The following is a 19,062-nucleotide window of genomic DNA, read 5'->3' on the forward strand; positions in this document are numbered from 1 at the left end:
CATCTGGGAGGATTACGACATGAAGAAACTGTTTGTCTTGGGCGCTCTGGCGGCGATGCTCGCCTCGGGCACCGCACTTGCCGACACCAGTGGCAAGAAGATCGCCTTCTCCAATAACTACGCCGGCAATTCGTGGCGGCAGGCGATGCTCGACAGCTATGGCATCGTCACAAAGAAGGCGGTCGCCGACAAGGTCGTCGGCGCGGCCGATATCTTCACGACCGCCGACAAGGAAGTGCCGACGCAGGCGGCTCAGGTGCAGAACCTGATTCTGCAGGGCTATGACGCGATCGTCATCAACTCCGCTTCGCCGGACGCACTCAACGGCGCCATCAAGCAGGCGTGTGACGCCGGCATCACCGTCGTCTCCTTCGACGGCACCGTCACCGAACCTTGCGCCTATCGCGTCGTCGTCGACTTCAAGGACATGGGCAAGCAGGAAGTCGAGCAGATGGCCAAGTTCCAGCCCAAGGGCGGCAATCTGCTGGAAATCCGCGGCCTGGCCGGCACCTCGATCGATGACGCCATCCATGCCGGCATCCTTGAAGGTGTCGCTGCCCATCCCGAGTTCAAGATCGTCGGCTCGGTGACCGGCGATTGGGACCAGACCACCGCGCAGAAGGCGGTCGCGACCATCCTGCCGTCGCTGCCCGATGTCGTCGGCATCGTGGACCAGGGCGGTGACGGCTATGGCGCGGCGCAGGCCTTTGCCGCCGCCGGCAAGCCGCGCCCGACCATCATCATGGGCAACCGGCAGGATGAGTTGCAGTGGTGGAAGGAACAAAAGGACAAGGACGGCTACAAGACCTGGTCGGCGTCGATCGCGCCGGGCGTGTCGTCGCTCGCTTTCTGGGTGGCGCAACAGGTACTCGACGGCCGCACCGATATCCCGCACGATCTCTTGGTGCCGTATCTGGCCTTCACCCAGGACGATTTCGAAGCCGAGCTGCCGAAAATCGTCAAGGGTGGCGTCGCCAGCCACGAATACACGCAAGAGGACGCGATCGCGGCCATCAAAGCCAACATCAAGTGAGTGTCGGAGAAGCGTTGCCGTCCGTATCGTCGAGCGGATATCGTTGAGCATGGTTGCAGGGAACGCTGACATCATCAGACTGAACGGCGCCGAAAAACACTTCGGCGCCGTTCGCGCGCTGGGCGGTGTGGATTTCCACGTTGGCCCGGGCGAATGCGTCGGGCTTGTCGGCCACAATGGCGCCGGTAAGTCGACGCTGATGCACATGGTTGCGGGCACGCTCGTGCCTGACAGCGGCCAGATCGGCGTGCATGGCGGTATCGAGGACAATTACTCGGTGTCGCGGGCACAGCAACTGGGCATACGCTGCGTGTTCCAGGAACTGTCGTTGTGTCCCAATCTCAGCGTCGCCGAAAACACGCGCATCAACCATGCCTCGCTGCGCGGCTTCGGCTGGCGGCGCAAGGCTGCCGAACTGATCGCCGCCAAGCTCGACGAGATCTTTCCTGGCCACAGCATCTCGGCGTCTGACATCGTCGGCGACCTATCGATCGGCCGGCGCCAGATGGTCGAGGTGGCGCGCGCCTTCACGGTCACGCAGGACCGGCTCGACCTCGTGATCCTCGACGAGCCGACATCGTCGCTCGACGCGCACACGGCCGGACAGTTGCTGGCCTTCGTGCGGCGCTTCGTCGCCGGCGGCAAAAGCTGCATCCTGATCTCGCATGTGCTGGGCGAGGTGTTGCGGAATGCCGATCGCATCGTGGTGATGCGCGACGGCAAGGTGGTTGTCGCCGACGCCGCTGGTGCCTTCGACCGCGACCGGCTGGTGACGGCGATGGGCGGGGCGGAAGCGCGCCAGAATATCGCGGCGCAGGTCGCCGACGCCAAACCGGGGGCCAGCCCGCTGCGGGTGCGGGCGCGACCCGCCGTGCAGAAGGACGGCACCGACCTTGTCGCCCGTGCCGGCGAGATCATCGGCCTGGCCGGTCTGGCGGGCCATGGTCAGACCGACCTGTTGCTGGCGATCTTCGCTGCTGCATCGCGTGCCCGAGCCGGTATCGAGGTCACCGCGCCGGTGGCGCTGGTGGCCGGCGACCGCCAGTCGGACGGCATCTTCCCGCAATGGTCGATTGCGCAGAATATCGGCATCCGCTCGCTGGCGCGTTTGCGCAACGGGCTGTTGATCTCGCCGCAGCGCGAGGCCGAGCTCGCTGCAGTCTGGCAAAAGAAGATCGGCATCCGCACGCCGGACATGAACAACAACATCTTCTCGCTGTCGGGTGGCAACCAGCAGAAGGCGCTGTTTGCCCGGGCGCTTGGCTCGGACGCGCAGATCGTGCTGATGGACGACCCGATGCGCGGCGTCGATATAGGCACCAAACTGGAGGTCTATGACCTCGTACAGGAAGAGGCCCGCCGCGGCCGCACCTTCCTCTGGTACACCACGGAAACCGAAGAGCTCGACAATTGCGACCACATCTATGTCTTCAAGAACGGCCGCATCGTCGCCAATCTGGGCCGCGACGAATTGACCGAAGAGAAGATTATCCAGTCCTCGTTCGGCGATGCGGCCTGAGATGACGGCCGCCAGCCTCGACACCACTGCAAGGAGTTCCGCCGAGCGTGGCGCGCTGGCCCGTGCTCGCCTGTTGCGCGGGTTGTTGCCGGCGCTGTCGCTGGCGCTGGTGCTGCTCGCCATCGCCTGGCTCAATCCGCGGGCCATCAGCTATTTCGGCTTCAGCCTGATGCTGAACCTGGCGATCCCAATCGCTCTGGCGACGATCGCGCAGATGTTCGTCATCGCCGGCAATGAACTCGACCTATCGATAGGCACCTTCGTCGGTTTCGTTGGCTGCGTGACCGCGACCTGGCTGAAGGACGCGCCGCTGATCGGTGTCGCCATCCTGCTCGGGTCGATCGCCGTCTATGCCTTGCTCGGCGCGCTGATCCATCTGCGCAATCTGCCTTCGATCGTGGTGACGCTCGGCATGAGCTTCGTCTGGCAGGGGCTGGCCATCCTCGTCCTGCCCAAACCCGGCGGCAAGGCGCCGGACTGGCTGCTGGCGTTCATGGCATTCAAGCCGCCTTTCGTGCCGTTCCCGATCATCGCGGCGCTGCTGATCGGCCTCATCGTCCATTTCGGGCTGATGCGTACCTCCTACGGCGTGATCCTGCGCGGTTCCGGCGGCAATCCGGCGGCCCTCGGCCGCGCCGGCTGGTCGCTGCTCAAGACCAAGATCGTGCTGTTTGCGCTGGCCGGCCTGTTCGGCGTGCTGTCCGGCATGGCACTGATCGGCATCACCACCTCGGCCGATGCCAATATCGGCAATGGCTATACGCTGCTGGCGATTGCCGGCGTCATCCTCGGCGGCGGCGAATTCGTCGGCGGCCGGGTGTCGCCGATCGGCGCGGTGATCGGCGCCCTGACACTGGCGCTGGCCGCCTCGCCGCTGCTCACCTTCATGCACATTCCGCCCGACTGGCAGGTGGCCGCCAATGGCGCCATCCTGATCATCGTGCTGGCGGCCCGCGTCCTGATCAGCCGCAGGGAGAGGTAGCCATGGCCGCATTGAAACCACTGCTTGCCAAACCCTGGATCTGGTCGTTCCTCGGTGCCTTGCTGGTGTGGCTGGCGACGATCGCCTTCACCGGCGGTTATGGCGCCGGCGGCATGGTCACGGCGGCGCTGTCGCTGGCGGTGTTCACCGTCATTGTCGGCATCGGCCAGATGTTCGTCATCACGCTTGGGCCGGGCAATGTCGATCTGTCGCTGCCGGCCAATATCGGCCTTGCCAGCGCCGTCGCCATGAAGGTGATGGACGGCAACGATGCCATGATCGTGGTCGGGCTTTTGGCGGCGCTCGCCACCGGTGCCGCGATCGGCGCCGCCAACTATTTGCTGATCTGGGCGCTACGCATCCCGCCGATCATCGCCACGCTGTCGGCCAGCTTCATCATCCAGTCGATCGACATCAGCTATGGGCGCGGGCTGCAGATCAAGCCGCCGCCCGGCTTCGCCGATTTCGCCAACTGGCAGGTGCTGGGCATTCCGGTGCTGGCGATCCTTACCGTGCTGTTCACCATCGGTGCTGCTATCGCGCTGCAACGCATGATCTATGGCCGCTCGGTGCTGGCGATCGGCCAGAACATCCGCGCGGCGTGGCTTGCCGGCGTCAATGTCGGCCGCATTCGCTTCCTCACCTATACGCTGTCCGGGGCGCTCGGTGGCATCGACGGGGCGCTGCTCGCCGGCTATTTCCGTGGCGCCAATGTCGATATCGGCAACGAGTATCTGCTGGCCTCGATCGCCGTCGTCGTCATCGGCGGCACATCGGTGGCCGGTGGCAAGGCCAACGTGCCGGGCGTCTGGGGTGCGGCGCTGTTCCTGGTGCTGCTTTTGACCATGCTCAACACGTTCGGTGTCAGCGCCGGCGTGCGGCTGTTGCTGACCGGGCTGATCATTGTCGGTGTCATCACGGCCGCTGGTGGGCAGAAGGCGCTCCGGTAGTTGCGATGGCGAAAACGCCGATGTCGGCGGGACAGCACACCCCTCTGTCCTGCCGGACATCTCCCCCACAAGGGGGGAGATCGGCAGCCTTCGCGCGTCGCTCATTCTTACAGCGTTGGAGATTGGCGGAAGCCGAGGCGACGTCCAATCGGGGGAGATGCCCGGCAGAGCAGAGGGGGGTGCGAAGGATCGCTACTACGCCGCGATGCCGGAGATGATGGCGGCTGAGGTTGCCGGCCAGCGCTAGGCTTTTCAAGACCGGTAACCATTGTGCCAGGCCGGCATCGGGTTCCCATCCGCGTCACGGCGCTGTAAATCCGGTCCGCGCGGCCACGGCCGCTCAACAATGCTGGGAGGTTTTGCGTGTCCGATTTCCTCAAGGTCAGCCGTGACGGCGATGTCGCCATCGTCACCATCGACAATCCGCCGGTCAACGCGCTGAGCTTTCAGGTCCGCGAACCGCTGATGCAGGCTCTCGTTGGGTTGCGGGATGATCCGTCGGTCGCCGCCATCGTCATCGTCTGTGCCGGCCGAACTTTCGTTGCCGGCGCCGACATCACCGAATTCGGCAAGCCGGTGCAGCAGCCCGAACTGCGCGCCATCGTGGCAACGCTGGAAACCATCGCCAAGCCGACGATCGCCGCCATCCACGGCACCGCGCTGGGCGGTGGCCTGGAGCTGGCGCTAGGCTGCCATTTCCGCGTCGCCGACACCGGCGCCAAACTCGGCCTGCCGGAGGTCAAGCTCGGTCTCTTGCCGGGTGGCGGCGGCACGGTGCGGCTGCCGCGCTTGGTCGGCGCGGTGAAGGCGCTCAAGATGATCGTTTCCGGTTCGCCGATCGGTGCAGAAGAGGCGCATGCCGCCGGTCTGGTCGACGCCGTCTTCGACGGCGATCTGACCACGCATGCCGTGAACTTCGCCAGGGAAATAGCCCGCAAGGGTGGTCCCTTCACGCCGGTGCGCGATCGAAACGATGGGCTCAAGGAGACCGATCTGGCGGCCTTCGACGCCGAGGCGACGGACCTTGCAAAAAAAGCGCGCGGCCTCGAAGCACCGATCGCTTGTGCGCAGGCGGTGCGCAATGCCGTCACGCTGCCGTTCGACGAAGCGCTGGCAGCGGAGCGCGCGCTGTTCGTCGAGCTCGTCGCCAGCGACCAGTCGCGTGCGCAGCGCCATCTGTTCTTCGCCGAACGTGAGGCGGCAAAGGTTCCCGGCAAAGATCTCGTCAAGCGCAGGATCGCACGTATCGGCGTCATCGGCGCCGGCACCATGGGCGGCGGCATCGCCATGGCTTTCGCCAATGGCGGTTATTCCGTCACCTTGCTGGAGACCAGCCAGGAGGCGCTGCAACGCGGACTGGGCACCATCGACAAGAACTATGCCGTCTCCGTCACGCGGGGATCGTTGACCGAAGATGCCAAGCGGCAGCGTCTCGCCCAGTTCACCGGCTCCACCGACTATGCCGATCTCGCCGATTGCGACCTGATCGTCGAGGCGGTGTTCGAGGACATGGCGGTCAAGAAGGAGGTCTTCGGCAAGCTCGACGTTGTGGCCAAGCCCGGCGCAATCCTCGCCACCAACACCTCCTATCTCGACATCAACGAAATCGCCGCCTCGACCTCGCGCCCGCAGGATGTACTCGGCCTGCATTTCTTCTCGCCGGCCAATGTCATGAAGCTCTTGGAGATCGTGCGCGCCGAGAAGACCGCGCCCGATGCGCTGGCTGCCGTCGTCGACATGGCGCGGCGGATCGGCAAGGTGGCTGTCGTCGTCGGCGTCTGCCACGGTTTTGTCGGCAACCGCATGCTGGCGGCGCGTGGCGCCGAATCCGAGACGCTTCTGCTGGAGGGCGCAACGCCGCGCCAGATCGACCAGGCGTTCACCGATTTCGGCTGGCCGATGGGGCCGTTCCAGATGGGCGATCTCGCCGGCCTCGACATTGGCTGGCGCAACCGCAAGGCGCGCGGCCAGACGGCCGTGATCGCCGACACGCTGTGCGAACAGGGCCGTTTCGGGCAGAAGACCGGCCGTGGCTTCTATCTCTACGAGGCCGGCGCGCGCACCGCAGTGCCCGATCCCGAGGTCGAGGCGCTGATCCGCGACAAGGCTGCCGAGAAGGGCATCGTGCCGCGCGCGATCGGCGCGGAAGAAATCATCGAACGCACGCTCTATCCCTTGGTCAACGAGGGCGCCAAGATCCTGGAGGAAGGCGTCGCCGCCCGCGCCTCCGACATCGATGTCGTCTGGGCCAATGGCTACGGCTTTCCCGTCGGCAAGGGCGGCCCGATGTTTTGGGCCGGACTTGAAGGAGCGGGCAAGATCATCGAGCGGCTCGAGTATTGGCATCAGCGGACCGGCAGGCAGGTCTTCAAACCGGCGCCGTTGCTCAAGCGAATGGCCGAAATCGGCTCCTGGGAAGCCGGGGGCTAGAGCGTTCTCCGGAAACGCTGACCCGCTCTATCTCTTTGCTTTGACGCAATTCCCTAAGGGAAGCGCCATGCGCTTTCCCGGGAAGGCCGCTACACGCTTTTCCTGGAACTGCACCCCGTCTCGGCCTTCAACCAGTCGGCGAAGATGGTCATTGCCTGCGAGTTCTGGCGCCTGCGCCGCGCCGACAGCCAATATCGGCCGACGTCGACCGTGCAGTCGAAAGGCTGCACCAGCTCAGCCGAACAGAGCTCGCGGCTGAACATCGAAATCGGCAGCAGCGCCACTCCGGCGCCCTGGACGGCAGCGTTCGCCATGGTGACCGATGAGTCGAAGACGATGCCCTTGATCGGCGGGCAATGGCACCCTGCCGTCTCGAACCAGCGCAACCATTCGTCTTCCCTGTACGAGCATAGCAGCGTTTCGCGCGCGAGATCGGACGGGTCGCGCAGACCCGCGGCGATGTCGGGCGTGCAGGCCGGCGAGAAGGCGCCGGGCAGCAACGGTGTGTTCTCGGTGCCCTGCCAGGAGCCATCGCCGAAGCGGATGGCAAAGTCGAGACCGTCGGCGGCGAGATTGACCCGGTTGTTGTTGGTCGAGATGCGCAGCTCTATGTCCGGATAGGCCTGGTGAAATGCCGGCAATCTGGGGATCAGCCATCCCGACGCGAAGGTGCCGACGACACCGACGGTGACGATGTCGTTGAAGCGACCACCCTCGAAGCGGTCAAGCGTGACGCTGATCCTGTTGAACGCGTCGCTCAGTACCGGCAACAGAGCCTCGCCCTCCTCGCTCAAAGCCAGGCCGTGCGGCAATCGGCGAAAAAGCCTGATACCAAGGACCTCTTCAAGGCCCTTGATCTGATGGCTGACGGCGGCCTGGGTGACGCGCAGTTCGAGGCCGGCGCCGGTGAAACTGAGATGCCTTGCAGAGGCCTCGAAGGCGCGCAAGCCATTCAACGGGAGGTGCGATCGCTTCATCATCCCAGCCCTAATTTTTCTTATGGCCGGGGCGATGTTTACTCGTTTGCGATGGCGCCGGATCCGGTCCAGTTCTGCTGCGCGGGGCGACAGAGAGTGTGGACATGACAAGCAGACGCAGTTTCATCAGTGGTCTCGCGGTGGTTTTGACGGCCCCGGTTGGCGCCATTGCGAAGGCGGCAACGAGCCCGACAAAATTTGATGGGGTCTTGCCGAAAATAAGGCGGATCGAGGCGAAAAGCGGCGGCCGGCTCGGCGTGGCCTGCCGGATCTCCGGAACGACCGCGCAATTCGGCTATCGTGAGGACGAGTTGTTCCCCATGTGCAGCACCTTCAAGGCGCTTGCGGCCGCATTCATCCTGCATCGTGTCGATGGCGGCATCGAGCAGCTCGACCGCAGCATCAAGATTCCGCACGACGCCGTCATCGCGAACTCTCCGACGACCAAGAAACATGCCGGCGGCGAGATGACGGTGGCGCAGCTTTGCCAGGCCGCCGTGACGGTCAGCGACAATGGGGCGGCCAATCTGTTGCTGGAGTCCTTTGGTGGCCCGGCGCAGCTGACGGCCTACCTGCGTTCGGTCGGCGACAAGGTGACCAGGCTGGACCGCATCGAGCCGGAGCTGAACGAGTCGCTGCCGGGCGACGCGCGCGACACGACCTCGCCGCTGGCCATGGCCGACAATTTCGAACGGCTGACGATCGGCAACAGCCTGTCGAAGAAGGGCCGGGCGCAGCTTGTCGATTGGCTGGTGGCGAACAAGACCGGCGACGAGCGCATAAGGGCGGCACTGCCGAAAGGCTGGACATGCGGCGACAAGACCGGAACTGGCGCGCGCGGCAGCACCAATGACGCGGCCGTCATCTGGCCGGCTTCCGGCAACCCGATCTTGATGTCGGTCTATCTGACGGGCACGAAACAGAGTCTGGCCAAGCGCAACGCCGTCATTGCCGCTGTCTCGCGCGCGTTGGTCGAAGCGATCGCGGTGTAAATCTTTGTATCGGGCGGCGCGGCGTTGCCGTGGTCGATGATCACCATCTTCGAGCGGCGGAAGGCGTCCAGCCCCTGGCGTCCAAGCTCGCGGCCAAGGCCTGAAGCCTTCCAGCCGCCGAAGGGCAAGGCGTCATTGTCGATCAGCGGGTTGTTGACCCAGACCATGCCGGCCTCGAGCCGCTCGGCGGCCTCATGCGCCTCGGCCAGATCGGTGGTGAACACCGAGGCGCCGAGCCCGAACGGGCTGTCATTGGCAAGCCGGATCGCCTCGTCGAAATCCCGGACCCGGCAGATCGCGGCGACCGGCCCGAAACACTCTTCGCGCACGATCGCCATATCAGGGGTGACACCGGTCAGGATCGTTGGCTCGTAGAACCAGCCTGTGTTGTGTGCGGGCGGGATGCGGCCGCCGGTGACCGCCCTGGCACCGTTGCGAATGGCATCGTCAACAAGGCGCATCACTTTCGCCCGCGCGCCTTCGCTGACCAACGGGCCGATCTCGGTCTTGTCCATGCCGTTGCCGATGCGCAGCGCGCGTGTCCTTTCGGCGAACAGGTCGACAAAGCAGTCATGCACCGCGTCGACGACGAAGAAGCGCTCGGCCGAGGTGCAGACCTGGCCGGTGAGGTGGAAGGCGGCGGTGACGCTGCCGGCCGCGGCGACATCGAGCGGGGCGTGTTGGCTGATGATCAGCGGATCGCTACCGCCGGCTTCGATGACGCACGGCTTCATGCGCTCGGCACAAGCCACCGCCACCGCCTTGCCGGCGGCGACCGAGCCGGTGAAGGCGACGGCGTGGGTGCGGTCGGAAACGATCAGCGCTTGCGCGGTGGCAGCGCCGCCGGGCAGGCAGGAGACCATCCCCTCCGGCAGCGAGCGGAACACGGTCATGTAATCGAGCGTCGACAGCGTCGTCGCCTCGGCCGGTTTGATGACGCAGGCATTGCCGGCGGCCAGCGACGCCGCGACCGTCCAGCACATCAGCAGGATCGGGAAATTGTAAGGCATGATGTGGACGGAGACGCCATAGGGCTCGTAGCGCGCATACTGGAACGACCCGGCCTGCGTCGTGCCGGCGATCTTGCCGGCATCGTCGCGCGCCATCTCGGCATAGTAGCGGAAGATCGGCGCGCAATTGGCGATCTCACCGATGGCTTCCGGATAGGGCTTGCCCATCTCGCGCACCATCAGCTCGGCACAACGCGTGAAGTCGGCCGCTTCGATGGCATTGGCGACGGCATGGAGGTGCTTGGCGCGGCTCTTGGCGTCGAGCCTTTTCCAGGCGGCCTGCGCCTTGGTGGCGGCAGTCAGCGCTGCATCGATCTCGCCATCTGTCACAGCGGCTATGGCACCGACCGTTTCCAGCGTCGCCGGGTCGATTACCGGTTTCGTCGCGCCGGTCATCTGCCAGTAATCGGGATTGACGAAGAAAGTCGGCCGGTCAGGGGAGAAATGCATGGATATCCTCTCCGACCCGCTCAGCGGATCATGTAGACCTTCTTGATCGTCTCATGGACGGTGCAGACGCCTTTCCAGTCCTGCGGAAAGAACGCCGCCGTGTCCGGCTCGATCTTGATGATCTCGCCGGATTCATGGACATAGGTGCAGCGGCCCTCAAGGAAGTGGCAGAACTCGTCGCGGGTGACGTGGCAGTGCCATTTGCCTGGCGTGCACACCCACAGGCCGCATTCGGAGCGGCCTTCAGGCCCTTTGTAAAGCAGCTTGCCCGAAGTGTGGGATTCGCCCTCGATCATCGTCGGGATGACGCCCCAGTCGACGAGGTCGGTAATAGTGAGCGGGGACTTCATGATCGGTGTTGTCATATCGATTTTCCCTGGGATGGCATTGGTGCTCACCGGCACATGAAAGCCTTGGTCAGCGTTTCGGTGATGATGGAGATGCCGGTCCAGCCGGCGGGGAAGAACACAAGCGTGCCGGCCTCGACCGGAACATCTTCGCCGTTCTCATGGATATAGCTGCCGCGTCCCGACAGGAAATGGCAGAACTCGTCGGCAGGAAAGGTGACCTTCCGTGTGCCCGGTGTGCATGACCACAGGCCGCATTCGCTCGATCCGTCCGGGTTCTGCGACAGGATCTTGCCCGAGGCGCGCGGCGAGCCGGCGAGCGTGTTGGTGCCCGCGCCCCAATCATCCAGGTCCACTGTCGAGGCGTTTTGCCAGTGCGGTGTCGGCATATCGTGAAGCTCCGAGGATCAGGCCAGCATGTAGACGTTGCGCATGGTTTCATGCACGGTGCATTCGCCCGCCCAGCCGGCCGGGAAAATGACCACGGTTCCAGCAATGACTTCTATCACTTCGCCGACATTCGACCTGTAGGTCGCGCGGCCGGCGACGAAATGGCACAATTCATCGCGCGGGATGCTAAGGCGCCAGCGGCCAGGCGTGCAGACCCAGATGCCGGATTCCGGCTGGTTGTTCGGCCCTTTGTGCACCAGCCTGCCAGTGGAATGGGACGCGCCGTCCAGCGCATCCGGCTGGGCGCCCCAGTCGACGAGATCGGTGCGGGTCGAGGCCTGATGGAGGTGTGGTGCGGAGGAGGTCACAGCAGCGCCTCCAGCAACCCAGCTGCCTTTTCCGGGCCGTTCTGCGCGTGCATCTGCGCCGAGGTCTTCGCCAGCCTGGCCTTCATCGCCGGATCGGTCAGGCAGGCTTCGATCTTGGCGACGAGCTCGGCATCGTTCCAGTCGTAGCGCGGCATGCCGAAGCCGTGGCCGGTTTCCTCAACGCGAGTGGCGTTGTCGTGGCCGTCCCAGACATAGGGCATGATGATGGCCGGCTTGCCGAAATAGAGGCACTCGGTAAATGAGTTGTTGCCGCCATGGTGGATCACCGCATCGGCCTGCGGGATGACCGAGGGCTGCGGGAACCAGCTTTCGACGATGACGTTGCCGGGCACGTCCGTGTACTGGTCCTTGTAGCCGCCGACATTGACCAACGCCCGGTAGCGCGTCTTGCCCAGCGTCGCGATGATGCGCTTCAACAGGTCGACATCGCCGGCGCCGAGGCTGCCGAAGGAAACATAAAGCAGCGGTCCGTCATTGTTCTCGGCGAAGGTCGGCACCGTGTAGGGTTTTTCCTGCCGCACGCAGCCTTCGAGATACTGGAATTTTGCCGGATCGAGCGGATGGCGGCGCTTGAACTTTGCCGCCTCGGGATAAAGCAGCAGGTTCAGGTAGGGTGAGGCCTCGAAGAACTGGCCGATCGGATAGGGCGCCTCGTCGTTGGCGGTGAGGAAGGCGTTGAAGTCGTCATGGATCGGCTTGATCACCGCGTTGAAATGGTCGCGGTAGCGCTGGTGGCCGGCATGGTCGTTCTCACCGCAGCCGGACAGATGCGGCGGGATGTCCTCGTCCTCGATCTCGTTTTCCGAGCAGGAGATGACACGCACCCACGGCTTGCCGAACTGCTTGATCGCCGGGAACAGGATGACGTTGTCGACGCAGATGACATCCGGCTTAATGCCAGCCAGAACGCGCGGCAGATCCTTCTGCGCCCATTTGGCGCTGTCGACGATCGCCGTCCAGCAATCCTTGACGTAATTGTCGACCTGATCATAGGGCGATTTGCGGAAGTTCGGGATATGCCCGTTGATGAAATCTTCCCAGAACTTGGCCATCTGCTCGGGCGGCATCGGCTCGGACAGGTTCACCGGATGGGCTGCGAAGCCGTAGCCCTTGTAGACGTCAACGAAGCCGGGATCGGACAGGAACACCGCTTTGTGTCCACGCGCTTCGACCGCCTGGGCGATGCCGACGGAATTGAGCGCCGGGCCATAGGCCGCTTCGGGAAAAAACGCGATCGTCTTCTGCGCCATCAGGCTTCTCCTTCACTCTGCGAAAATTCTGACATCGGCGGCGTCCCAGCCGAGTTCGACCTGGTCGCCCGACGAGACCGGCCGGCGGTCCGCCGCATCGGCGGTGACGCGCACCAGGAATGGCTTTGGCGACAGGGGGGTGCGGACATGCAGCTGCAGGTCGAGCCCCTGATAGGCCAATGCCTCGACCGTGCCGGTGGTGCGGTTGGCGGTCTCCACTGACGGGAACAGCCGGATGCGCTCTGGCCGCACCGAGGCGACAGCGGACGCACCGGGCGCAAGCTTGGGGGGAACCTTGCCGGCGATCCGCGTGCCATTGCCGGCGAGCACGCCATCGGCGGCGGCCTTGCCCGGCACGAAATTCATCACGCCGATGAAGTCGGCGACGAAGCGGTCGGCGGGATGCTCGTAGATTGCATGCGGGGTGTCGCATTGCAGCAACCGGCCGTCCTTGAGTACGGCCATGCGGTCGGCCATCACAAGCGATTCTTCCTGATCGTGGGTGACGATGACGAAGGTGATGCCGACCTCGTGCTGCAGGCGCTTCAATTCCAATTGCATGGCGCCGCGCAGTTTCTTGTCTAGCGCGCCGAGCGGTTCGTCGAGCAGCAGCAGCCGGGGTCGCTTGACCAGAGCCCGGGCGAGCGCGACACGCTGCTTCTGGCCGCCCGACAACTGCTCCGGCTTGCGGTCGGCGAAGGGGACGAGTTCGGTCGTCGCCAGGATGGCATCGACGCGGGAACGGATTTCGCTAGCCGGCAAACGCTCCATTTCCAGGCCGTAGGACACGTTGGCCCTGACGCTCATATGCGGAAACAGCGCGTAGGACTGGAACATCAGATTGACCGGCCGCTTGTTGGGCGGGATCCTGGCGATGTCGCGGCCGTCGAGCAGGATGCGCCCGTCATTCGGCGTCTCGAAGCCGGCCAGCATGCGCAGCAGCGTGGTCTTGCCGCAGCCCGAAGGCCCGAGCAGGGCGAAGAACTCGTTCTCGCGGATGTCGAGCGAGATGCCGTCGACAGCGGTCACGCGGCCGAAATTCTTCGACACATGATCGATGGCCAGCAGCGTGCGCGGTTCGCTCATTGGCCGATGACCCCTCGATTGAGCCGCTGCGACAAGGTCAGCGCGGTGATCGAGACCACCATGACGATGGTCGCCAGCGCGTTGATCTCCGGCGTGATGCCGAAGCGGATCATCGCGTAGATCTGCATCGGCAGCGTGGTCGAGGCTCGCCCGGCGCCGGCGGTGAAGAAAGCGATGATGAACTCGTCGACCGACAGCGTGAACGCAAGCAGCGCGCCGGCGATGACCGCCGGCAGGATGACCGGCAATGTCACCCGCCGAAAGGTGGTCACTGCGGACGCGCCAAGGTCAGTGGACGCCTCGACAATCGACCAGTCGAAACTTTTCAGCCGGGCGCGCACCACCGAGCAGACGAAGGCGAGGTTGAAGACGACGTGGGCAAGGATGATGGTGTGCAGGCCCAAGGTGAGGTTGAGCATGGAGAAGAACGAGAGCAGCGCGATCGCCAGCACGATGTCGGGAATGATCATCGGCGCAAAGATCAGCGCCTCGAGGCCCTTGCCATAATGTCGGCGCATCTCGACGCCGATCGCCAGCAGCGTGCCGAGCAGCGTGGCGATGGCCGTCGACACCAGTGCCACGATCAGCGTGTTGAGCGCCGCTGAGAGGATCGCGGAATTGCCGGCCAGCGAGACATACCATTTCAGCGAAAAGCCCGACCATGCGGTCGGCAGGCCGCCCTCGTTGAAGGACAGCGCCACCAGCACGGCAATCGGGATGTAGAGGAAGGCGAAGACCAGGCTCAGTACGAGCCAGAGCGTGCGCCGCGTGGCGGGAGAGCGCTCAGCCATCGGCGCCTCCGCTCACTGGCGCGGCGCGGCCCGAGGCGCGATCGGCGGCCAGCGCCTGCGCCATCAGCACCAGCAGCATGATGGCGATCAGCATCATGGCGAGCGCCGCGCCGAAGGGCCAGTCATTGGCGGTCAGGAACTGGTCGTAGACGAGATTGCCGATCATCTGGAAGCGGCCACCGCCGAGCAGGGCCGGCGTAACGAAGTTGCCGATCGACAGCACGAAGACGAACACGGCGCCGGCGGCGATGCCGGGCACGGTCAGCGGCAGGATGACACGGCGAAAGGTGGTGATGGCCGAAGCGCCGAGGTCACGCGAAGCCTCGGCGAGCTCCGGATTGAGCCGCGATAGCGGCGCGTAACAGGCGAGGATGACGAAGGGCAGGTAGTTGTAGACCAGGCCGGCGATGACGGCACCTTCGGTGTAGAGCATCGACGGCGGCTCGCCGGTGTAGCCGAACCAGCGCAGCAGCTGGGTGATCAGGCCCTCGCGGTTGAGCAGCACGATCCAGGCATAGGTGCGGATCAGATAGTTGGACCAGAACGGCAGCACGGCGAAGAACAGCAGCACCGGCTGCAGCCGGCGCGGTGCTGCTGATATGGCATAGGCGGCGGCATAGCCGATCACCACCGCGATCAGCGTCGCCGTGCCGGCGATGCGTGCAGATTTGAGGAAGATGCCGGCATAGAGCGGGTCGAAAACCAGCCCGAAATTCTCCAGCGTGAAGGTGTATTCGATGCCGCCATAGATGCCGCGGCGGAAGAAGGCGAGCGCCAGCACCAGCGCGCACGGCACGACCATCAGCGCGGTCAGCCAGACCAGCGCCGGGGCCATCAGCAAGGAGGAGCGAAGTCTGGTCTGGGACAATGTTTGGGTACCGCTCAAGGCCGGCAGCAGAAGCGCCGCCGGCCGTGATGTCTGGTTTGACGCTGCTTACTGCGCGGCCTTGATCTCGCTGACGATCTTCGAATAGTCGCGCTGGGCGTCGCCGACGTCACGCAGCTGCTCGAACTTGACGAGATCGGCTACTGGCATCGCCATGTTAGGGAATTTCGCCAGGAAATCGGCTGGCAGGCTTTCCATAGCCGGCTTGTTCGGCACCTTGTAGTCGATGTTCTGCGCCGCCCAGGCATGGTTCTTGGCGTCGAGCATGAAGTTGATGAACTGGAAGGCCGCGTCCTTGTTGGCGGAAGCCTTCATCACCACCATCGTGTCGACCCACAGATCCGACCCTTCCTTGGGGATGACGTATTTGATCTCGGGCTTCTCGGCGATGCCGTAATTGCACCAGCCGTCCCATGCCTGCACCATCAACGCCTCCCCGGAAACCAGCTTCGAATAGAAGGTGGTGTCGTCATAGGCGAGCAGGGTCTTCTTGGCCGAGATCAGCAGGTCCTTGACTTCGGCCATCTTGGCCGGATCGGTCTCGTTGACCGAAAAACCCTTGTCGAGCTGGCCCGCGGCCAGCAGCCAGCGGTCGGTCGCCAGCATGGTGGTTTTGCCCTTGAGGTCGTCGGAGGGGGCGAGAAGGTCGCTCCAGCTGGTCGGCGCCACCTTCACCAGGTCGGAGCGGTAGCAGAGGCCTGTCGTGCCCCAGGTGTAGGGGACTGAAAAGGCGTTGCCGACATCATGCGGCAGCTTGGTCGCTTCAGGGTAGAGGTTGGCGAGGTTGGGCACCTTGGCGTGGTCGATCGGCTCGGTCAGGCCGAGCTTGTTCAGCACCTCGGCGAAGGGCGAGGAGACGAAGACCACGTCATAGCCCTTGCCGCCGGCGGCGATGAGCTTGCCCATGATCTCTTCATTGGTGGCATGAACAACCACTTCGCCGGCGACGCCGGTGGCGGTCTTGAAGGCAGCCATGGCGTCGGGCGCCATGTAGCCGTCCCAGTTGGAAATGACCAGGTCGGCCGCAGCCGCGGGTGCGGCCAGCGCCAAGGCCAGGCCAAGTGCGATTGACGGCATCTTCAGCGAACGGTGCCGCAAGAGAGGGGTGGCGGTCATGACAGGTTCCCCATTCTGGTTGATCGTCGAATTCATTCGCCGGCGGCGACCCATGCCGCCGCCTCGATCCTGTTCCCTCGGTCTTTTTTGTGCCGATTGTCCTGACAGTACTATTGCAGAAAAAAGTACGTCAATCCATAATTTGCCAAGCGACCGTGGAATCTGGCCGATTGCGTCCGTGAAGCCGATCGGTCAAAGCATATAGGTCATGTCCGTTCACGAGCATTGTCATGCAAGCCGCCGCCCGACGACCCCGGACCAACCACCTCGACCTGGCGCAGCGCATCCTGGATGTGGCGCGGCAGCGTGGCTTCGAGCCTGGCGCGCGCCTGCCGGAGCAGCAGATCGCCTCGCTGTGCAATGTCTCGCGCACGCCCGTACGGGCGGCGCTTAGCCTCCTTGTGGAACAGGGCGTTGTGCGTTGGGAGGCGGATTCCGGCTATCACCTTGCCGTCGACCTCACGAGCCAGCCGGCCGTTGCCGCTGAATTGCCGCTTACCGAGGAGGACGAACTCGCCGAGGCGATCCTGCGCGACCGGTCGGCGCGGCGGCTGGACCAGACGGTGACCGTCGCCGGGTTGATGCGGCGGTATAATGCTGAACGCAAGACGGTACTAAAATCGCTTAACAGACTAACGGAAGAGAATCTGCTCGACCGTGCGCCCGGCCAGTCGTGGCTCTTCCGCCGCGCGCCTGACGACCCGGAGGCGCAAGGCGAAAGCTATGAGTACCGCTTGCTGCTGGAGCCCGCCGCCATCCTGACCCCCGGCTTCCGGCTCGACGGCGCACGGGCCGCGGCATTGCGCCAAGGCATGGAAGCGCTGTCGGCGCTGCCGGACGCCGCATTCGACACACGCGAGTTCCAGCGGCTGGACATCGATTTTCACGGCATGCTGGCGGAGGGCTCTGCCAATCGCTTCGTGGCCGACGCGTTGGCCGATCACCTCAGGCTGCGCCGGCTGCCGGGCATCTATGCCGGCGTCAACGTCTTCCGGCTGCGGCAATCGCTGCGTGAGCACCTGAACATACTCGACCATCTTGAAAGCCGGCAGTATGAGGTGGCTGCCGATCTGCTTCGCATTCACCTGCGGCTCTCCCGCAACCAGCGACCGCAAGCGGCCAGTCGCGGGGCGCCCGCCCTGTTCGGCATGATCAGCCGGCCGGAATGACGAGGATTAATTGACGCGAAAAGCCAGCCCGACCATCGCGCTGTTTCCCGAAGCGAGTTTCGGCGCGGCGTTGAATTGCGTCGGCATCGCGCAGGCGCTGCGGGCGAAAGGCGCCCGGCCTGTCTTCATCTGTCATGCCGGCTTCTCCGGTGTCTTTGCCGACTATGGTTTTCAGGAATACCAGCTGCCAACCGACGAGCCGCTGAGCGACAGCGATCGACAGAGCTTCTGGCAGGCCTTCGTGCGCAGGCATCTGCCGCATTTCAGGCTGAGCCCGATCGACCAGCTGGAAACCTATGTCGCGCCGACCTGGCAGGCGATCGTCGACACCGCGGTCAACGCCGAAGCGCCGCTGCGCCAGTTGCTGGCGCGGCTGAAGCCGGACGCGGTGGTGCTCGACAATGTCATCATGTTCCCGGCGATCGCGGCAGCCGGCTGCCCGTGGGTGCGGGTGGTCTCCTGCGCCGAGACCGAGCTTCCGGACGCTCGGGTGCCCCCCTATCTGTCGGGGCTCGGCGCCGACGACCCGCAACGCGCGGCGTTCGAGGCCCGCTATCTCAAGGCCTCGGCGCCGGCGCATGACCGCTTCAACCGCTTCCGCACCGATGCCGGCCTGGCGCCGCTGCCGAAGGGCCTGTTTCTCGAAGCCTCGCCAGACCTCAACCTTTTGCTGACGCCGACGATCGTGCGCCGCGAGCGCGCCGAGCCGCTCGACCCGGCCCGCTTCGTCTATCTCGAAGGCTGCGTGCGTTCGGAAGGACCGTTCCAGGTGCCGGTGTTCCCGCGCAATGAGGGGCCATTGGTCTATCTCAGCTTCGGCAGTCTCGGCGCCATGGATGTCGGCCTGATCGAGCGCATGCTGGCCGTGTTCGACAGGCTGCCGGCCCGCTTCATCGTCAATGCCGGCGGCCTGCGCGACGCCTATCGCGCTGTGCCGGACAATGTCTATCTCGACGCCTGGTTTCCGCAGCCATCGGTGGTGGCGAAATCAGACCTGTTCATCCACCACGGCGGCAATAACAGCTTTTGCGAAGCGCTGCGCTTCGGCGTGCCGTCGCTGATCATGCCCTATTGCTGGGACGGGCACGACAATGCCCGACGCGCCGTGGAGACCGGCGTTGGCGACCATATCGGCCGTGATGCCTGGACCGAAGGAGTATTGGAGAAAGCCATTCTCGGCCTGCTGGCCGATGACGCAATGCGCGCCCGCCTCAGGGACAATGCAGCCCATATGGCGCGGAAACCTGGAACGGACGTGGCCGCGCAAGCCATACTCTCTCTGATACGGACATGAA

The 19,062-nt window shown here is 64.5% G+C and carries 18 protein-coding genes; 8 read left to right on the plus strand and 10 right to left on the minus strand.

The features are described from left to right. The first annotated feature begins 19 nt into the window (after positions 1 to 19). The 5 genes from AC1DZU_RS11190 to AC1DZU_RS11210 all read left to right on the plus strand — a co-directional run bounded on the left by AC1DZU_RS11190 (position 20) and on the right by AC1DZU_RS11210 (position 6,914). The gene (locus AC1DZU_RS11190) at positions 20 to 1,033 is read left to right on the plus strand and encodes a substrate-binding domain-containing protein (protein WP_095084081.1); all 1,014 of its coding nucleotides are present in this window, start codon (positions 20 to 22) and stop codon (positions 1,031 to 1,033) included. 49 nt (positions 1,034 to 1,082) lie between these two features. Further along, complete coding sequence (locus AC1DZU_RS11195; protein ID WP_477284551.1) at positions 1,083 to 2,552, plus strand: sugar ABC transporter ATP-binding protein; 1,470 nt, start codon at positions 1,083 to 1,085, stop codon at positions 2,550 to 2,552. Position 2,553: 1 nt separating this feature from the next. After that, entirely contained in the window at positions 2,554 to 3,534 is a 981-nt protein-coding gene (locus tag AC1DZU_RS11200) for an ABC transporter permease (RefSeq protein WP_477284553.1), read from the plus strand. A 2-nt stretch (positions 3,535 to 3,536) separates the two neighbouring features. Beyond that, the gene (locus AC1DZU_RS11205; RefSeq protein ID WP_477284555.1) at positions 3,537 to 4,484 is read left to right on the plus strand and encodes an ABC transporter permease; all 948 of its coding nucleotides are present in this window, start codon (positions 3,537 to 3,539) and stop codon (positions 4,482 to 4,484) included. 363 nt (positions 4,485 to 4,847) lie between these two features. Next, a complete protein-coding gene (locus AC1DZU_RS11210) occupies positions 4,848 to 6,914 on the plus strand; it encodes a 3-hydroxyacyl-CoA dehydrogenase NAD-binding domain-containing protein (protein WP_477284557.1) in 2,067 nt (688 codons plus the stop codon). 89 nt (positions 6,915 to 7,003) lie between these two features. Here AC1DZU_RS11210 and AC1DZU_RS11215 read toward each other — a convergent pair whose 3' ends face one another. Further along, the gene (locus AC1DZU_RS11215; RefSeq protein ID WP_477284558.1) at positions 7,004 to 7,891 is read right to left on the minus strand and encodes a LysR family transcriptional regulator; all 888 of its coding nucleotides are present in this window, start codon (positions 7,889 to 7,891) and stop codon (positions 7,004 to 7,006) included. A gap of 104 nt (positions 7,892 to 7,995) precedes the next feature. Between AC1DZU_RS11215 and bla the strand changes: the two genes are divergently transcribed. Next, positions 7,996 to 8,883 carry a class A beta-lactamase gene (gene bla / locus AC1DZU_RS11220; RefSeq protein ID WP_477284560.1) on the plus strand — a complete coding sequence of 296 codons (888 nt, stop codon included), beginning with the start codon at positions 7,996 to 7,998 and terminating at the stop codon, positions 8,881 to 8,883. Here bla and AC1DZU_RS11225 read toward each other — a convergent pair. The 9 genes from AC1DZU_RS11225 to AC1DZU_RS11265 all read right to left on the minus strand — a co-directional run bounded on the left by AC1DZU_RS11225 (position 8,793) and on the right by AC1DZU_RS11265 (position 16,598). Continuing rightward, on the minus strand, positions 8,793 to 10,343 hold the full coding sequence (locus AC1DZU_RS11225; RefSeq protein ID WP_477284562.1) for an aldehyde dehydrogenase family protein: 1,551 nt from the start codon (positions 10,341 to 10,343) through the stop codon (positions 8,793 to 8,795). The genes bla and AC1DZU_RS11225 overlap by 91 nt on opposite strands. A gap of 20 nt (positions 10,344 to 10,363) precedes the next feature. Further along, positions 10,364 to 10,708 carry a cupin domain-containing protein gene (locus tag AC1DZU_RS11230; protein ID WP_477284564.1) on the minus strand — a complete coding sequence of 115 codons (345 nt, stop codon included), beginning with the start codon at positions 10,706 to 10,708 and terminating at the stop codon, positions 10,364 to 10,366. Positions 10,709 to 10,737: 29 nt separating this feature from the next. Continuing rightward, positions 10,738 to 11,079 carry a cupin domain-containing protein gene (locus AC1DZU_RS11235; RefSeq protein ID WP_477284566.1) on the minus strand — a complete coding sequence of 114 codons (342 nt, stop codon included), beginning with the start codon at positions 11,077 to 11,079 and terminating at the stop codon, positions 10,738 to 10,740. Between the two features lie 18 nt (positions 11,080 to 11,097). Beyond that, positions 11,098 to 11,448 (minus strand): cupin domain-containing protein, encoded by a 351-nt coding sequence (locus AC1DZU_RS11240; protein WP_477284568.1) that lies wholly within the window; start codon positions 11,446 to 11,448, stop codon positions 11,098 to 11,100. Then, positions 11,445 to 12,719 carry a glycosyltransferase gene (locus AC1DZU_RS11245; protein WP_477284570.1) on the minus strand — a complete coding sequence of 425 codons (1,275 nt, stop codon included), beginning with the start codon at positions 12,717 to 12,719 and terminating at the stop codon, positions 11,445 to 11,447. The genes AC1DZU_RS11240 and AC1DZU_RS11245 overlap by 4 nt, the downstream gene beginning before the upstream one ends. Before the next feature lie 12 nt (positions 12,720 to 12,731). Further along, entirely contained in the window at positions 12,732 to 13,805 is a 1,074-nt protein-coding gene (locus AC1DZU_RS11250; protein WP_477284572.1) for an ABC transporter ATP-binding protein, read from the minus strand. Beyond that, complete coding sequence (locus tag AC1DZU_RS11255; RefSeq protein WP_477284575.1) at positions 13,802 to 14,596, minus strand: ABC transporter permease; 795 nt, start codon at positions 14,594 to 14,596, stop codon at positions 13,802 to 13,804. The genes AC1DZU_RS11250 and AC1DZU_RS11255 overlap by 4 nt, the downstream gene beginning before the upstream one ends. Next, the gene (locus tag AC1DZU_RS11260; protein ID WP_477285429.1) at positions 14,589 to 15,431 is read right to left on the minus strand and encodes an ABC transporter permease; all 843 of its coding nucleotides are present in this window, start codon (positions 15,429 to 15,431) and stop codon (positions 14,589 to 14,591) included. The genes AC1DZU_RS11255 and AC1DZU_RS11260 overlap by 8 nt, the downstream gene beginning before the upstream one ends. 99 nt (positions 15,432 to 15,530) lie before the next feature. Next, the gene (locus AC1DZU_RS11265) at positions 15,531 to 16,598 is read right to left on the minus strand and encodes a polyamine ABC transporter substrate-binding protein (RefSeq protein ID WP_477284577.1); all 1,068 of its coding nucleotides are present in this window, start codon (positions 16,596 to 16,598) and stop codon (positions 15,531 to 15,533) included. A gap of 230 nt (positions 16,599 to 16,828) precedes the next feature. Here AC1DZU_RS11265 and AC1DZU_RS11270 point away from each other — a divergent pair, with 230 nt between their 5' ends. Continuing rightward, positions 16,829 to 17,767 (plus strand): GntR family transcriptional regulator, encoded by a 939-nt coding sequence (locus tag AC1DZU_RS11270; RefSeq protein WP_457152145.1) that lies wholly within the window; start codon positions 16,829 to 16,831, stop codon positions 17,765 to 17,767. Positions 17,768 to 17,777: 10 nt separating this feature from the next. Then, on the plus strand, positions 17,778 to 19,061 hold the full coding sequence (locus AC1DZU_RS11275) for a nucleotide disphospho-sugar-binding domain-containing protein (RefSeq protein ID WP_477284579.1): 1,284 nt from the start codon (positions 17,778 to 17,780) through the stop codon (positions 19,059 to 19,061). Position 19,062: the final 1 nt, after the last annotated feature.

The organism is Mesorhizobium sp. P2_A12 (genome assembly GCF_056405075.1).

Bases quoted from the DNA above. Each gene is read 5' to 3' on its own strand.
- AC1DZU_RS11190 (WP_095084081.1), top strand. From the start codon at position 20: ATGAAGAAACTGTTTGTCTTGGGCGCTCTGGCGGCGATGCTCGCCTCG.
- AC1DZU_RS11195 (WP_477284551.1), top strand. From the start codon at position 1,083: ATGGTTGCAGGGAACGCTGACATCATCAGACTGAACGGCGCCGAAAAA.
- AC1DZU_RS11200 (WP_477284553.1), top strand. From the start codon at position 2,554: ATGACGGCCGCCAGCCTCGACACCACTGCAAGGAGTTCCGCCGAGCGT.
- AC1DZU_RS11205 (WP_477284555.1), top strand. From the start codon at position 3,537: ATGGCCGCATTGAAACCACTGCTTGCCAAACCCTGGATCTGGTCGTTC.
- AC1DZU_RS11215 (WP_477284558.1), bottom strand. From the start codon at position 7,891: ATGAAGCGATCGCACCTCCCGTTGAATGGCTTGCGCGCCTTCGAGGCC.
- bla (WP_477284560.1), top strand. From the start codon at position 7,996: ATGACAAGCAGACGCAGTTTCATCAGTGGTCTCGCGGTGGTTTTGACG.
- AC1DZU_RS11225 (WP_477284562.1), bottom strand. From the start codon at position 10,343: ATGCATTTCTCCCCTGACCGGCCGACTTTCTTCGTCAATCCCGATTAC.
- AC1DZU_RS11230 (WP_477284564.1), bottom strand. From the start codon at position 10,708: ATGACAACACCGATCATGAAGTCCCCGCTCACTATTACCGACCTCGTC.
- AC1DZU_RS11235 (WP_477284566.1), bottom strand. From the start codon at position 11,079: ATGCCGACACCGCACTGGCAAAACGCCTCGACAGTGGACCTGGATGAT.
- AC1DZU_RS11245 (WP_477284570.1), bottom strand. From the start codon at position 12,719: ATGGCGCAGAAGACGATCGCGTTTTTTCCCGAAGCGGCCTATGGCCCG.
- AC1DZU_RS11250 (WP_477284572.1), bottom strand. From the start codon at position 13,805: ATGAGCGAACCGCGCACGCTGCTGGCCATCGATCATGTGTCGAAGAAT.
- AC1DZU_RS11255 (WP_477284575.1), bottom strand. From the start codon at position 14,596: ATGGCTGAGCGCTCTCCCGCCACGCGGCGCACGCTCTGGCTCGTACTG.
- AC1DZU_RS11260 (WP_477285429.1), bottom strand. From the start codon at position 15,431: ATGGCCCCGGCGCTGGTCTGGCTGACCGCGCTGATGGTCGTGCCGTGC.
- AC1DZU_RS11265 (WP_477284577.1), bottom strand. From the start codon at position 16,598: ATGACCGCCACCCCTCTCTTGCGGCACCGTTCGCTGAAGATGCCGTCA.
- AC1DZU_RS11270 (WP_457152145.1), top strand. From the start codon at position 16,829: ATGCAAGCCGCCGCCCGACGACCCCGGACCAACCACCTCGACCTGGCG.